This window comes from Xanthomonas sp. PPL134 (assembly GCF_040595915.1).
GTDB lineage: Bacteria > Pseudomonadota > Gammaproteobacteria > Xanthomonadales > Xanthomonadaceae > Xanthomonas_A > Xanthomonas_A indica.
On sequence record NZ_JAMDLL010000013.1, the window covers coordinates 15,037 to 29,025 of the forward strand.

Genomic DNA, 13,989 nt, shown 5'->3' on the forward strand with positions numbered 1-13,989 from the left:
AGGCCAGTCTCCCGACCGGTTTTCAGTTTCCCGGAAATCGCTGCTATCGGCGACGACGCGTGCACTAGTGCCCCGGCGCTGCAATTGCCAGGATCGCGGCCAGCGCGATGTGCCACTCCCAGGTGCTGGCTCTGCTGATCGACCAGCGCTGCTTGCTCGGACGCCAGCATCGTCGCCGCGCACATACGGCCTCATCCGGCGCGAGGCACGCCGGGCCATCGGTTGATCGCCCGGCACTCTTTGCGATGTCGCAACCGCATCGTCCGCGATGCGGCATGTCCCTCGACAGCGCTCGGCCTGCGCTCACGCGCCCTGCAGGCACACCATTGCGTAGCCAGGCAGACGCAAGCGCTCGCCGATGGCCCCAGGCTCCACACCCGGTACCTCCAGCGCTTGCCAAGCGCCATCCGGCACCGCCACGTCAACGGCCTCGGCAGATAAATTGAACGCCAGCAGCAAGGTTTGCGCGGCGTGGCGACGTTCGAACATCAGCACGGGCTCGGCGGTCTCGTGGAATACGATGTCGCCCTCGCGCAGCGCCAGATGGTGCTTGCGCCAGGCCAGGAACCGACGGATCGCATGCAGGACCGACTGCGGGTCGGCCTCCTGCGCCGCCACCGATTGCGCGCGGTGCGCCGGTGCAATCGGCAGCCAGGGCGTACCGCTGCTGAAGCCGGCCTGCTCGCCGGCGTCCCACGGCAGCGGCGTCCGGCATCCATCGCGGCCCTTGAAATTCGGCCAGAACGCGATGCCGTAGGGATCCTGCAACGCCTCGAACGGCACCTCGGCCTCGCCCAGGCCCAGTTCCTCGCCCTGGTAGAGGCAGACCGAGCCACGGAGCGAACACAGCATCGCGATCAGCATGCGCGCGAAGGCCGGTGTCTCGGCACCCTGCCCCCAGCGCGTCACCGCGCGTTGCACGTCGTGGTTGGAAATCGCCCAGCACGGCCAGCCTTCGGTCATCGCCGCTTCCAGGCGCGAGACCGTCTCGCGGATGTAGGCGGCGCTGAAATCGTCGGTCAGCAGTTCGAAGCTGTAGCCCATGTGCAGGTGACCGGCGCGCGTGTATTCGGCCGTGGTCGCCAGCGAATCTTCCGACGAGATCTCGCCGAGGCTCACCGTCCCCGGATAGCGGTCGAGCAAGCTGCGCAGCTTCTGCAGGAACGGCAGATTCTCCGCCTGCGTATTGTTGTAGTAGTGATACTGGAACGCGTACGGGTTATCCGGGCTGAAGCCGCGGCCGACGCGCTTTTCCGGCGGCTTGGGCGGGTTGTCGCGCAGTTGCGGATCGTGGAAGCAGAAATTGATCGCATCCAGCCGGAAGCCGTCCACGCCGCGCGCCAGCCAGAACTCCACGTTGTCCAGCGTCGCCTGCTGCACCTGCGGATTGTGGAAGTTCAGATCCGGCTGCGAGGCCAGGAAGTTATGCAGGTAATACTGCCCGCGGCGCGGCTCCCACTGCCACGCCACACCGCCGAAGATCGACAGCCAGTTGTTCGGCGGCGTCCCATCCTCGCGCGCATCGGCCCACACGTACCAATCGGCCTTGGGATTGTCGCGGCTCTGCCGGCTCTCCTTGAACCAGTCGTGCTCCACCGAGGTATGGCTGAGCACCTGGTCGATCATCACCTTCAAGCCCAGCGCATGCGCCTTGGCCAGCAAGGCATCCAAGTCGGCCATGGTGCCGAACAGCGGATCGACCTCGCGGTAATCGGCGATGTCGTAGCCGAAATCGGCCATCGGCGACTTGAAGAACGGCGAGATCCAGATCGCATCCACGCCCAATGCCGCGATGTAGTCCAGCTTGCGCACGATGCCCGGCAGGTCGCCGATACCGTCGCCGTTGGCGTCGAGGAAGCTACGCGGATAGATCTGATAGATGACGGCACCGCGCCACCATGGAGCCTGAGACATGCAACGCCCCCCTTCGGGCAGAGATCACGCGTGCGGCAGGCACGCGAAACGCTGCGTTAGAGTAGCGTTGATGCCTCAAGTTCAGACGTGGATGCATACGTATTCACGCCAAGAGACACATAAAAGCCACTAGAAGCCGGCACCCATAGGGCATCACTGAAACCTTAATCAGGCATGCACAAGCACTGACTTGGAAGTCGATAAAAACAACAAACCGCTCAGCATCAAGTTAATGTCTTTCGCATCAATACTTCTTAAATTGAGCCTCTGAGCAATCCGTACCTCTGACAACACACTCAGAACCGGAAGCCTGCTTACACCGACGCAGCGCCTCTTTGGTAGCCGCCTCGACACTTACACCACTTACTATCTTTCCTACCCCGGAGCCGTCGGGACCCTGGACGACGGCTACGCATTGGTTCTTATAGGTGAACGCAACCTTGCAATCCGAATTACCGAGATCAGCACATCTTTTCAGCGCGCCAACCTCAGCATCCTTTTCGGAAAATCTACCGGTACTGCTTCCGATATCTCCACTGGACGCAGTCGCGATAGCACCCCACGTTTTAATCCACTCTCCTGTCGGACGCGCAGGAGCGTCATCACCGCCAGGACTTGGACCACATTGAGGACTACCAGGCGCTACTCCGGATGGACATGCCGTTTGCGCAAACGCCATCGGGCTGAGTAACAGGCAAGATAGAAATACGATGGCTTTCACAGCAACCTCCAAACTTGATTACCCGATATCCTGAGGCCTGTATCTGCCAGTGCCCGTCTGGCCACTCGCATCAGAGGAGAAGGCAGGCTGCCTCAGCGCATGATTTTGCGTAACAGAGTTGGACGGACTGAAATCGCTGCCTCGATAGGGGGAATCATTGCCAGGCGACTGTGGCGAATACGGTCTTCCAGATGCTGGATCCCTACCTACCTGACCCAATCCCGAGTAAGGCGAGAACTGGCCCAGCGTCCCCTGGAAGAACGCAGCCGCCATCGGCGGTGCCGTGATGATCAGCGTGCTCAACACCAAGCCGATTCCTCCTTGTTGCAACGCCATGCTGCTGACGCCTTCGCCTGTCCCGTTGGACGCAGCCCATGTGGCGAGAAAACCCGCTCCCACTGCCGCGATGACTTTCGTTGCAAGACCAACAGTGAAGCTCAGGACCGCCAGCGAGAAGACCGTCCCGATTCCGTACATCAGCCACTTCTGGAACAGGGACTTGGTGACATCAAATAACAGGCAAAGGATGAACAAGGGCCCAAAGCCAATGAACAGCGCCATGGCCAGCTTGTTCAGCAGCAACAGCGAACCACCCACGACGCCAGGCCCGGCCATGCCTAGACCGGTAAAGAGTCGCGCGCGATCCTTCTCCTTTTCACGCTCGGCGTCGCCAGCGGTATTGATTTGATCGATGCTGGTCATGGCCACCTGCATCAGCGCGAGATTCTTATCGATCGCGGCGTAGGGGCTCTCGGAGCTGCCGGTCACGGTCTTCACGATCGCACTGCTGAGCCCGTCGGTCAGCCTCCAGTAGAGCCCGTCCATCGCCGCATCACCGGTTGTCGCTCCAGGCCTGGCAGCGGACACCATGCTCATCGCCACGCCGATGATCAACGCGGCGCGTAGCGAGGTCACCACCAGTTCCATGGCCGATTCGCGCGACTGCCCGGTTGCGACTCGATAGCCCTTCAACAGGATCCACAGCGTCAACGCGCTCATCGCGGTCACGGTGACCCACCATGACATGCGGATCAGCAGCGACCATTGGAAATAGTCGATCTCATCGCGCAGAAAGTTGTTGATGAGCGTAAAAAACGCGTAGTTGCTGAAACTATCGAGAAATCCCATGACCGCTCCGTAACGCAGACGCTCATCGCTGAGCTGCTTTTTGCTGATCGATTCCTTTCAATGAATCGGGCAGCGTGGTTAATCTTCGATGCTCAATTGCTTGAAGCCATCAGGCCGATTTGACTTGGCCAGTTGCAGGGCTCCGCCCATCACAGCGCCACCGACCAGCTTGCTTGCGAAATCGCTCAACCCCGAAAACCCTTCGAACAAACCGCCACCGCCCGTCGTCGTGGCCGACGGCGCCTTTTTGCCGTTCATTGCCGCCCAGGCACCGGCCGACTGAACCTGGGTCAGATAGGACAGGCGCTTCTCGTAGGCGAACATTGCCGCTTCGGTCTGCTGGCGATCGATGTCCATCAACGCCCGCAGGGCAATCAGCTTGTTGGTATTGTCTTCCAGCAAACCGATCTGCTCCTTGCTGATGCTCGCACGCTGCTGTTCCAGATCGCGCAGGCGCTGCAATCGCTTCTCGGTGATGTCGTACATCGCCACCATGTAATTGAACTGCGAGTTGCGCGTACGCTGGATCAATTCGCAGGTCTGCTGCTGTTCCTGCGACACAGGCGTCCCCGAGGTCTTGGCCGCGCAATCGGAAACGCCGTAGTTGTCATCAACCTTGACCAGCTTCTCCTTCGGCTTTTCGACCTCCTCGCCGCTGGACCTTTCCTTCTCGGCCTTGCCGACCTGGTGGTCTTCGCGGATCTTGTCGAGCTTTTGATCCAGCGTATTGGTATTGGTTTTATTTTCTTCGATTTGCTTATTGTCGACCACTTTCCACTGCGCAAAAGCAGTGGCGGGCAACAGCGTGAGCAGCGCAATTGCACCAACGACATGAACGCGGCTGGAGGATTTCATCGTCTTGTTCATAAACACCTCAACACAGATCTTGTAGAAACATCGCCATGCGTGACTTGGGCGAGGCAGTCAGCTGACCGCCGCCGCCCCCCGATTATCCGAAGACACCGACCTCGCCGGGCCCGCTTTTCCGGAACCCTTGCGCCGTGCATAGAACTCGCTCAACCACTGTTCGGGCGTCAGATCGTCCGGCGCGACGCCGTACTCCTTGGCCTTGCGCTCCAACACCTGGTGCATGATCTCAATATTGTCGGTCGACGCCGAGATGACCGACAGCGCATCGTCCATGCCGCGCAGATTGAGCTGGCACACCGACGACCCGTGGCCCTGCTTGACCAGGAAGCAACGCGAGCGCTCGTCCAGGCTGACCACCACCTGGTACTCGGCCTCGGTGAGCTTGAGGCCGTCCATGTAGTCTTCCTTGCTGGCGTTGGGATTGGGCAGCAGGATCATGGTCGCGGTCTGTTCGACCAGCGCCGCGGAGATGTCGCTGGCGAGCGCATCTTCCGGGCTCTGGGTGGCGAAGATGCCCAGGCCGTTCTGCTTTCGGATGGTCTTCTGCTTGTTCTTGGCGAACTCCTTCAGGCCACCCTTGCCGTCAAGGATCTTCCAGAACTCGTCCATCACGTAGATCAGCGGCCGGCCGTCGATCAGGGCCTCCAGCCGGTGCAGCAGGTAGTTGATGACCGGAACGCGCACTTCCGGATTGTCGATGACGTCGGTGTAGTCGAAGCCGATGATGCTGGCCTTTTCCAGGTCGATCGTATCGACCGGATTGTCGAACACCCAGCCATGCGAGTTGCCGGCGGTCCACTTGCGCATGCGTGCGTACAGGCCGTCGTCGCCCATGTTAGGCAGGCTCTTGCGGAAATTGGTCATGCTGCGCAGATGCATCGGCGTATCCAGCATGCCTTCCACGCCGCGGAAGATGTCCTCCTCTTCGCGCGAGGTGTACTCGACTTTGCCGGCCAGCACCTTGATGAGGTCGGCCAGGAACTGCACGTTCGCCTCGGTGCGCTCGCACTGGAACGGGTTGAAGCCGGTGGGCTTGCCGTTCTCCAGCGCCAGGTAATTGCCGCCGCAGGCGCGCACGAAGATCTCGGCACCGCGATCCTTGTCGAAGAAGAAGATGGTCGGGATCGGATCGAACTTCTGCACCTGGCTGAGCAGGAAGTTGATCAACGCAGTCTTACCGGTACCCGACTTACCGATCACCATGGTGTTGGCAATCGCCTTTTCGCCCAGCGAGTTCTCCGCCGGATGCGTGGCGTGGAAATTGAAGTAGTACGGCTGGCCGTTGGTGGTCTGCAGGGTGGTGACGCACTCGCCCCACGGATTGTTTTCGCGCTTGCCCTGGGCGAAGTTGTGCAGCGGCGACAGGCCAAGGAAGTTCAGCGAGCTGACACTGGCGATCCGCGTGCGGTAGCGCCAGTTGCCTGGCAACTGGGCATAGAAGGAGGACGCGACCGCCAGATCCTCCTTGGTCGAGACGAAACCGGCGTTGGACAACTCCGCGCGCGTGGTGGCCACCTGCTGCGCAAGCTTTTCCTGGGTATCGGCGTAGACCGCGATGGTGAAGTGGTACTCGCCCAGCACGAAATTGCCCGACGATAGCTGGTCCATCGCCAGGTCCAGCTCGTGGATCTGGCTCACCGCCTTGTCGCCGGAGGACACCATCATGCCCTTGGTGCGGTCGAGCACCTTCAGCGCATCGTGCCGGCCCATCGGGCTGAAGGAGTGGGTCACCACGTACTCGAAGTCGAGATACTTCAAGCCATTGAGAATGCCGGGATAGGTTCCGTCGGTGTATTCCTTGATGTTCAGAATGGCACCGAAGTGATTGATGCCCTCGGGCGTCTTAATCACGAAGTCGCCGGTCTTGTTGGCGAACATGTGCTTGCTGACCGGCAGATAGGCGGGCACCGGGGCCTGCAACACGGGCACCGGCTCGTCGATGCGGTTGATCAGATAGCCGAAGAACTCCAGCGCCTCGGAGAACACCACGCCATTGCTGGCCTCGTACATGCTCAACCGGTAGGGCGAATAGTCCTTCAGCACGGCTTCGACGTTGCCGGCGAGCTCGAGCACCTTGGCGATCGCCTGGTCCTGCTCGGACTGCAACTGCGGAATGCTCGACGACTTGTCCATGAGACGCTTACCCGTCACCACGGGGCGATAGATCATGGTCATGTACAGCTCGTTCTGCATGATCTTCTGCGAGGACAAGGTGCCGTAGTACTGGTCCGACAGGTCCTGGTTGAACGCCTGCTTGAACTTGCCGGAGGTCTTGATGCGGCGGCGGCGGCGCACGTCGTGCACCCAGAACGCCACATTGGCGAAATCGGGGGCACGCAGCGTCTGCAGCATGCGATTGAAGGTGTTGTGCCGGTGTTCGATCTCCCACTCTTCGCGGCCCACGAACGGAAGCCCGCCCAGGTGCCAGACCAGCATGAAATCTCCTCCCGTCGTTTTTAGCACGGACGGCGCCACATGCGTGGAGATGGAGATGAACTCGCTGATCGAAGTATCCGGGATGAACATAGGGGAATAACTCAGAATCCGTTTCGTCTTGCCAAGGCCCGGTGCGCATGCACCGGGAACCGCCGACCGCGCTCGTAGCTGCAACGCGCCGACACGAAAAACCGAACAACCCCATGCACGACTTCAGCGTCGTGCATGGGGCCGAGACCCGGTGCCCGGTTCCAAGCTAGCGCTTGGCGCCCGGCACGTCTTTCCTGTACTCATTCGGCGAGAACACCCACATGCCGGAATAACGCTGCAGGTTGCGCACGCGCATCCTCATCATCCAGCGCAACCCCAACATGCGGAAGATCATCTCGTCCCGCTTGGTCATCTGCTGCATGACGAAGACGATGACGGGAATGAGCAGCAGCAGCCACATATCAAAATAGATACCCATCAGGAAGCCGCCGCCCGCACCGATGAAGAACGGGATGTACGGCACCCCGAAGAACATCGCCGGCCGGGTGCAGCCCCGGAAAAGTACGTTCTTATGCATAGTGCAGGACGTGCTGGATCATCTGAATCGCGGCGGTGGCCTTGCACTCCGTCTGGCCGGTATCGCCGATCAGCATCTTGGCCAGCTGACCCGCCGCGCCGATCAGCACGCCACCCAGCAGCACCGGCGCCACTTCGGCAACGCGCTTGTGCGCGAACGCGATCTGGTAGCCGGCGAAGACGACCGCGATGGTCACCACGACGACCGAGGCCATGTTCAGGATGTTGTTGGTCTTGCCGAGGAAGCCGCACACCTTCTGGTCGGCGCCGGCATAGTCCTGCGCCATCGCAAAGCTCGACGCGAGCAGCGCCACGGTGAACAACGCCGCCTGCAGCGCCGCCTTACCGACGACCTTGGCGTTCGACTTCAACTGATTGTTCTTGAACATCGTGAGTATCTCCTTGACTGGAAAACAGGGGGGTGATCAAAAAGCCACTTGCATGGCCGCGCTACTGCATCTGGCTAGAATACGAAGGCCCCGTCGCCAGACGTCGGCGGCGGCGTACTTGAGCCAGGAACGGCCGCTCCCGCCACGGCCTGGGGCGCGTGTGCGGCAACGTGCGGAGCTGGGGGCGCCCCGCCACCTGCAGGAACCGCCACTCCTTTGCCGGCGCCTGTAGGTCGTATCACATAGAGATCGGCATCTGTCGCTGTCGGCTGTGCCGTCGCGGCCGCCATTGCGCCAGCGGTCTGCGGCGCTGGCGCCGCAACGGCAGCCTGGGGACGCATCGATGGCTGGCCTTGCGCAGCGAGCCCGTTGGCAAGTCGATCGGCCGCCGAGTCGATGCGCCGCGACACGATCGAATCGACTTCGCGCACCGCTGCGGCCTTCGCCGAATCGGTGACCATGCGTCGTACACCGCCCGCCGGGATCACCGGGATCGCGCCCGCGGTGGACACGGCAAGCGCCCTGCCCTGATTGATCGACGCATAGACCTTCTGCACGTAGCCGTGCCGATACCCGGTCTCGAAGTTGCCGGAGTAGTAGCAACTGAACGACTTGCCCCAGTTGCCACCGGAACGGCTGTAGCACTCGGCCAGGATCCTGGACGCTGCCTGCAGATTCGGACAGGTCTTGAACGCCTTTTCGTAGGTATCCAGACCGTACTTGATCAGGTTGTAGCGGTTGACCTGGCCCAGGCCAAGGGAAAAATTGTAGCCCTTCTCCTCCAGCATCCGCGCCGTGGCGACGGCCTCGGACAGGTTCTGCGGCTGGCGCACCAGGCGCCCACCGACCACCCCGATCGCGAACGGATTGTGCGACGACTCGACGCGCACAACGTGCTGCATGACTTCAGCCGGAACCGCCATTTCGGGACAGCTCAGTAGTTCCATGCCTGGCAACATGCCGTGGTTACTCCTTATGCATCGGCGTCGTGGTCAGTCGCCCAGAACGCCGCAGATGTCGCAAATCAATCGTGTTGGAAGAAAAATTCAAAGTCAATCGGCAGATTTCGGCCTTGTCACTTCAATGAACATATTCACCCTCCACCCGAATGCGTGCGCTCCGGATCGAAATCGATACCGGTGATATAGCGCCGGCCCGCGTGCGATTTGATATGGACAACGATGTCGATGGTCATCATCAGCAAGCGCTTGATGACGGCGAACTCCAGACCCGACCCTTCGGCCGAAGCCTTGACCATCAGCGCCAACTGGTCCCAGGTCTGCCCGATGCTGCCAGCATGGCAACTGGTGATGGAACCCGGATGACCGGAGGCGCAGTTGCGAATGAAGTAGAACGACTCGTCGCCGCGCAGCTCGGCCAGGATGATGCGGTCGGGCTTCATGCGCAGGCAGGCTTCCATGCAGCTCTTCGCGGTGACGTTGCTCGTGCTTTGTCCACCTTTCGAATAGAGCAAATGCACGGAATTGGGCTGACTGATGAAGAGTTCGCGTGCGTCCTCGATCGTCACCAGCCGCTCTTCGTGCGGAATGTGATTCACCAACGATTTCATGAAGGTGGTCTTGCCGCTACCGGTGGCACCGGCGACGACGATGTTCTTCTTGAACAGCACCGCCTTCTTGAAGAATTCAGCGTAATCGCGCTGCCGCCGCAACTCGAGCAGTTCGCGGTCCTGCTCGCTGAGTCCCGACTGCACTTCCAGGATCTCCTGGAAGAAACCGTCTTCCTTGTACTGCTCCAGCGTCTTGGTGTGCTTGGACGGCAGTCGGATGGTGATGGACACCTTGCCGGCGTCGCACGCCGGCGGGATCACGAACTGCGCGCGCTGCCCGGTGGGAAAGGTCAGCGACACCACCGGATCGGCATCGGTGATGCGCTGGCCGGTATTGCTCTCGTTGACCACCGCCGTGCAGAACTGCCGCGCGCGGTCGAAGGTCAGCGACGGAATGTCCATCCGCTGCCAGCCACGCAGGGTCTCCAGGTACAACTCGCCGGGACGGTTGATGCAGATTTCCGTCACTTCCGGCGAGTTCAGGTATTCCAGGATGCCCAGCACCGAGTACTGGTAATCCAGGAAATCCGTGGAGATCTGCGCGGTCGGGGAGTCGTCGAACGTCACGTCGCTGTCTCGTTCTCGGTCAACGCGGCAACACGGCCGTGAAGTCGACGTCCTTGGCCACGTAGACGTTCACGATGGTGCCCTGGTTGATGGTCACGGTGGCGGGACGGCGACGATCCAGTGCCTGGTCGGCCAGACGCTGGATGGACTGCGCCGTGTTGCTCTCGAACGGCTGCTCGGTGACGATGCCGGAATTGAGGCCGGTGGTGGTGGTCTTCGGACCGTGCTCGGCCGCCGCCCACTTGAAGGCGTCGCTGAGCATGCTGATCATCAGCGCGGACGAAATGCGGCTCGCCCAGTGCGCGTTGTACTGGCCCGGATGGCCGGCGCTGCCGAGATTGTCGACACCAGGACCGATCAGGGTGACATCGATGCCGGTCGGGGTGGTGATGCGATCCCAGACGACCTGCATGCGCGGGCCGGTCGGCTCCGCGGAACCGTACTGGCCGAGGATCTTCGATCCCTTCGGCAGCAACAGGCGGCGGCCGTTGATGGAGTAGACCGGCTCGGTGATGATGCAGGAGGTGAAGCCCGGGAAATCGGTGATGATCCGGGTCTCCAGCACGCAGCGGATGTAAGTACCGCGCACCAGCAGACCGTCCGGGTTGGCGATCGGCTTGGCGGAGGTCTCCTGATCCTGCTGCTGCGGCGCACCGCCGCCCTGCTCCTGCCCTGGCAGCATGCCACCAAGTCCCTGGCCACCGGCATCCTGTTGCAGGCCGGCCATGCGCCGCTCCAGCAAGGACGGCCCACGCTCCTGCCGCGGCGCGGACTGCATCTGCGCATCGGTATCGGTCGGCATCGGCGGCAACGGCGGCAGACTCGGCTGCTCGGCCAGCGGCACCGGCTCGGCCGGCTGCACCGGCGGCGGCGCCGCGGTCTGCGGCAACGCAGGCGCGACCACCGCTTCCTGACGCGGCTTCGGCGCCGGCTCGGGTGTGCTGCTGCCGCTCACCAGCCAGAAGATCGCCAAGATCAGCAGCGCCGCGATACCGGCCAGGAACACCAGCGCCTTGCGATTGAGCTTCTTCAGGTCGCTGGAGCGCAGCACCGGCTCATTGGCGTCCAGATCCGGATCGGCAGTCTGCTGCTGGCGCGCGAAATAGGGATTCTCGCGCGGCGCATCGTCCGCATTCGGATTGCGCGGCTGACCGTGATCGCGGCCGTAGTTTTCGTCAGACGGAGGTAGATTCGAGTTCACTTTTGCTTGTTCCTACGCAAGCCGACAACATTCTTGCCGTGGCGGATGACCAGGAAGGGATAGGTCCCGTGGACAATCAGGGTATTGCCCTCGACTGTGGTGTTGACCAGGAAATCCTCATCGCTTTCCTTCTCGCGGCCGAACACGGCCGGGAAATTGCCTGTCGGGAAACGCGTCAGATCCATTTTGATATAGGTGAACTTGCCATCGTCGTAGACGCTGCTCGGCACGATCCACATTTGCTTGGAGCGCGTGGAATAGTCGTAGTCGAAGTAGTAATGACGATCCTTGGTCAGGCGCGTGTCGAGCTGCGACTGATCCTTCACCTCATCGCTCGCGGCGGCGAAGCTGGTGTCCTTCGGATAGGTGAAGGTCACCTTGTACTGCACGCCGGCCTGCTTGGCCTGCTCCAGCCGCTGCCAATCCGTCGCCACCACCTTCAGCTCCAGGATGTAGGAGTGGGTGGCGGTGCGGATCATCATGTTGGTGTCGACGTCGACGTTCTTCGGCTTCAGATAGAAGACGTTCTCGCGACGGCTGAGTTCCCAGCCACTGGTGAAACCGGTGCTGTAATCGAGGATCTTCTCGTTCGGACTCAGTTCGATCTGGGTGGTGATGCCCAGGCCGGTACGCACCTGATAGATCTTGTCAGGCTCGTACTCGTACTGCTGGACCACCTGGGCCGACGCGATCGGCGCGAACAGGCCCAGAGCCAGCAACGCACTATGCGCCGCACCGGTTTTCGTCAGGAAACTCATCGAACGTTCGCTCCATTACCATTGTGCTGAGGTGCAACGTTGGGTGCAGGGGGCGCAGTAGCGGGCTGCGTCCCTGGATAGACCGGCGCGCCGCCCGGGCTGGCCATCGGCGCCTGCTGCGGGACCGGCATCGTGCCGTCAGCGCCAGGAGCCATCGGCTGGGCAGGCATCTGCTGCATCGGCACTTGTCCTGCAGCTCCCGGCATCTGTGCGGCGGCAGGCTGCTGTACCGCGCCGGTTGCAGGGGCCTGCACAGCGGGCGACGGCGGAACCGGCATCGCCGAGTAGTCGTTGTCAACCCGGTAATCGGTCACCTGGAACCCAAGCGGATTCTGCACCCGCAGATCGTCTTCCATGGCCAGATTACTGTTGTACTTGAAGCCGATAATGGCGAACTTGTTGTCGAGGAACGTGGATTGCCCCGTCTTCTTGTCGTAGATGCTGCGCTGGAAACGCACGTTCGCGCCGGTATACGGTTTGCCGCTTCCGCCGAGCAGGTTCATGCTCAGAATTTTGACCCGAATCGAACGCGCCTTGCCGTAGGTGTAGTACGGAGCCGAGGGATTGTTGGGCGCGTGCAGATTGAAATACTCGGCCCCTACCGAGGTATTGCGCGGCGCCATCGAGAACACCGTATTCCAGTCGTTGAGCCCCATCATCTCCGAATCGTAGGACTCACGCGCGGTGATGAAGCGCGCCACGTTGCTCTTGGCCAGCGCTTCGCTATTGGTGACACTCTGCACATCGCCGCTGTTACGCAGCACCGACACCGTGGAATTGCCGGTGTACGCGTCCGCCATCACCAGATACGGCACTTTCTCCTTCAACGGCAGCATGTAGTAATACCCGCCGCCGAGCAGCAGGCACATGATGATGGCGGCGAACGCGATCCACCACGCACGGCGCTCGCTGCGGCGCGCCAGATCAGCGATGCTGATTTCGTAATTGACCGCCTTCGCTACCGCTTTGTTGACGTTTTCGCTTTCGACCGGCTTTTTACCGAACATCAGACTTCACCAGGTTTCGTAATGTGGCTGCCGGCGTGCAGCATGCACGCCGACGGTGACGTCACTTCGCGCTGCCGCTGGCCGCCGGCGCACCGCTCACCGACGACGACGGCTGCACCAGGATGCGATTGCCCGCGGCAGTCACGCTCAGCCCTTCCTGCGCATAGACCACGCTCAGTTCGGCGACCGCCTGCTGGATGCTGGTGGTGTTGATCTTGGCGACCGGCGCATACAGCGTGTAGTCGGACTGGATGCCGTAGGACAGCTGCATGTTCGAGTCCTTGGCCCAGCGCTCGAGCATCGTCTTCAGCGTGCCGTCCATCGGGATCGCCTGGTACACGTAAGACGAGTACAGCGGGATCTCCATGGTCGACTCGGAGAAACGATTGACCGGCTTCCACTTGCCACGGAAGTCGGGCGCGGGCCTGGTTGCACAGGCGCTCAACAGCGCGACGGCACTCAACGTAGCGATCAGCCGAAACATATGCGTTCTTTTCACGCGAGCCTCTGAATTGCGGAAACGTATTGAGAGCGGGCGGCGCGCAGGCGGCCCACTGCTGGATGGCGAAGTTCGACGCGACGACGCGACACGCGCGTCGCGAGGAGGAAGGCACCGGAAACGGCGCAGGCGCAGATCCACGGCAGGCGACGGAAGACGTCCGAAGCCGCGCGATCAGCGCCGATGAAAACGGAATTTGACAGCAAACCTTCCATGTCACCCCTTACGTGCGCCTGTTCGACCCACGCCCCTGTTCCTGTTTTGTTACCAACGCACCGCCATGCTCGCGAGAATGTGCCGCAGGGGCCAGTCCACGTCAAGCATTTGGCAAAAAAACGTTCAATTGATGACTAAGCCCAAAA

At 61.4% G+C, this 13,989-nt stretch carries 14 protein-coding genes; all 14 read right to left on the reverse strand.

The genetic code is table 11. From position 1 onward, the window contains the following. Nucleotides 1–303 precede the first annotated feature (303 nt). Nucleotides 304–1,914 carry an alpha-glucosidase family protein gene (locus M3U25_RS17650; RefSeq protein ID WP_355496530.1) on the reverse strand — a complete coding sequence of 537 codons (1,611 nt, stop codon included), beginning with the start codon at nucleotides 1,912–1,914 and terminating at the stop codon, nucleotides 304–306. 244 nt (nucleotides 1,915–2,158) lie between these two features. Beyond that, complete coding sequence (locus M3U25_RS17655) at nucleotides 2,159–2,593, reverse strand: DUF4189 domain-containing protein (protein WP_355497711.1); 435 nt, start codon at nucleotides 2,591–2,593, stop codon at nucleotides 2,159–2,161. A gap of 60 nt (nucleotides 2,594–2,653) precedes the next feature. Next, nucleotides 2,654–3,763, reverse strand: coding sequence for a type IV secretion system protein (locus M3U25_RS17660; protein WP_355496527.1), 1,110 nt, complete (start codon nucleotides 3,761–3,763; stop codon nucleotides 2,654–2,656). A 78-nt stretch (nucleotides 3,764–3,841) separates the two neighbouring features. After that, a complete protein-coding gene (locus M3U25_RS17665; RefSeq protein WP_355496524.1) occupies nucleotides 3,842–4,630 on the reverse strand; it encodes a hypothetical protein in 789 nt (262 codons plus the stop codon). 57 nt (nucleotides 4,631–4,687) lie between these two features. Then, nucleotides 4,688–7,159 carry a VirB4 family type IV secretion/conjugal transfer ATPase gene (locus M3U25_RS17670; RefSeq protein ID WP_242160803.1) on the reverse strand — a complete coding sequence of 824 codons (2,472 nt, stop codon included), beginning with the start codon at nucleotides 7,157–7,159 and terminating at the stop codon, nucleotides 4,688–4,690. A 166-nt stretch (nucleotides 7,160–7,325) separates the two neighbouring features. Next, the gene (locus M3U25_RS17675) at nucleotides 7,326–7,637 is read right to left on the reverse strand and encodes a VirB3 family type IV secretion system protein (protein WP_242160804.1); all 312 of its coding nucleotides are present in this window, start codon (nucleotides 7,635–7,637) and stop codon (nucleotides 7,326–7,328) included. After that, a complete protein-coding gene (locus M3U25_RS17680; protein ID WP_242160805.1) occupies nucleotides 7,630–8,025 on the reverse strand; it encodes a TrbC/VirB2 family protein in 396 nt (131 codons plus the stop codon). Before M3U25_RS17680 ends, M3U25_RS17675 begins: the two co-directional genes overlap by 8 nt. Nucleotides 8,026–8,099: 74 nt before the next feature. Continuing rightward, nucleotides 8,100–8,972: a lytic transglycosylase domain-containing protein gene (locus tag M3U25_RS17685; RefSeq protein WP_355496521.1), complete on the reverse strand. Its 873-nt coding sequence runs from the start codon at nucleotides 8,970–8,972 to the stop codon at nucleotides 8,100–8,102. Nucleotides 8,973–9,118: 146 nt separating this feature from the next. Continuing rightward, the gene (gene virB11, locus M3U25_RS17690; protein ID WP_160945925.1) at nucleotides 9,119–10,162 is read right to left on the reverse strand and encodes a P-type DNA transfer ATPase VirB11; all 1,044 of its coding nucleotides are present in this window, start codon (nucleotides 10,160–10,162) and stop codon (nucleotides 9,119–9,121) included. A 19-nt stretch (nucleotides 10,163–10,181) separates the two neighbouring features. After that, nucleotides 10,182–11,363 (reverse strand): TrbI/VirB10 family protein, encoded by a 1,182-nt coding sequence (locus M3U25_RS17695; protein ID WP_242160806.1) that lies wholly within the window; start codon nucleotides 11,361–11,363, stop codon nucleotides 10,182–10,184. Beyond that, nucleotides 11,360–12,121, reverse strand: coding sequence for a TrbG/VirB9 family P-type conjugative transfer protein (locus tag M3U25_RS17700; RefSeq protein ID WP_242160807.1), 762 nt, complete (start codon nucleotides 12,119–12,121; stop codon nucleotides 11,360–11,362). Before M3U25_RS17700 ends, M3U25_RS17695 begins: the two co-directional genes overlap by 4 nt. Beyond that, nucleotides 12,118–13,128 (reverse strand): VirB8/TrbF family protein, encoded by a 1,011-nt coding sequence (locus M3U25_RS17705; protein WP_355496515.1) that lies wholly within the window; start codon nucleotides 13,126–13,128, stop codon nucleotides 12,118–12,120. Before M3U25_RS17705 ends, M3U25_RS17700 begins: the two co-directional genes overlap by 4 nt. 61 nt (nucleotides 13,129–13,189) lie before the next feature. After that, entirely contained in the window at nucleotides 13,190–13,612 is a 423-nt protein-coding gene (locus M3U25_RS17710; protein WP_355496512.1) for a hypothetical protein, read from the reverse strand. 11 nt (nucleotides 13,613–13,623) lie between these two features. Next, nucleotides 13,624–13,842, reverse strand: coding sequence for a hypothetical protein (locus M3U25_RS17715; RefSeq protein WP_242160810.1), 219 nt, complete (start codon nucleotides 13,840–13,842; stop codon nucleotides 13,624–13,626). Nucleotides 13,843–13,989 lie beyond the last annotated feature (147 nt).

Coding starts and splice junctions, on each gene's coding strand:
- M3U25_RS17665 (WP_355496524.1), bottom strand. CDS start 4,630: ATGAACAAGACGATGAAATCCTCCAGCCGCGTTCATGTCGTTGGTGCA.
- M3U25_RS17715 (WP_242160810.1), bottom strand. CDS start 13,842: ATGGAAGGTTTGCTGTCAAATTCCGTTTTCATCGGCGCTGATCGCGCG.
- M3U25_RS17705 (WP_355496515.1), bottom strand. CDS start 13,128: ATGTTCGGTAAAAAGCCGGTCGAAAGCGAAAACGTCAACAAAGCGGTA.
- M3U25_RS17710 (WP_355496512.1), bottom strand. CDS start 13,612: ATGTTTCGGCTGATCGCTACGTTGAGTGCCGTCGCGCTGTTGAGCGCC.
- M3U25_RS17675 (WP_242160804.1), bottom strand. CDS start 7,637: ATGCATAAGAACGTACTTTTCCGGGGCTGCACCCGGCCGGCGATGTTC.
- M3U25_RS17670 (WP_242160803.1), bottom strand. CDS start 7,159: ATGTTCATCCCGGATACTTCGATCAGCGAGTTCATCTCCATCTCCACG.
- M3U25_RS17685 (WP_355496521.1), bottom strand. CDS start 8,972: ATGGAACTACTGAGCTGTCCCGAAATGGCGGTTCCGGCTGAAGTCATG.
- M3U25_RS17700 (WP_242160807.1), bottom strand. CDS start 12,121: ATGAGTTTCCTGACGAAAACCGGTGCGGCGCATAGTGCGTTGCTGGCT.
- M3U25_RS17680 (WP_242160805.1), bottom strand. CDS start 8,025: ATGTTCAAGAACAATCAGTTGAAGTCGAACGCCAAGGTCGTCGGTAAG.
- M3U25_RS17650 (WP_355496530.1), bottom strand. CDS start 1,914: ATGTCTCAGGCTCCATGGTGGCGCGGTGCCGTCATCTATCAGATCTAT.
- M3U25_RS17655 (WP_355497711.1), bottom strand. CDS start 2,593: ATGGCGTTTGCGCAAACGGCATGTCCATCCGGAGTAGCGCCTGGTAGT.
- M3U25_RS17660 (WP_355496527.1), bottom strand. CDS start 3,763: ATGGGATTTCTCGATAGTTTCAGCAACTACGCGTTTTTTACGCTCATC.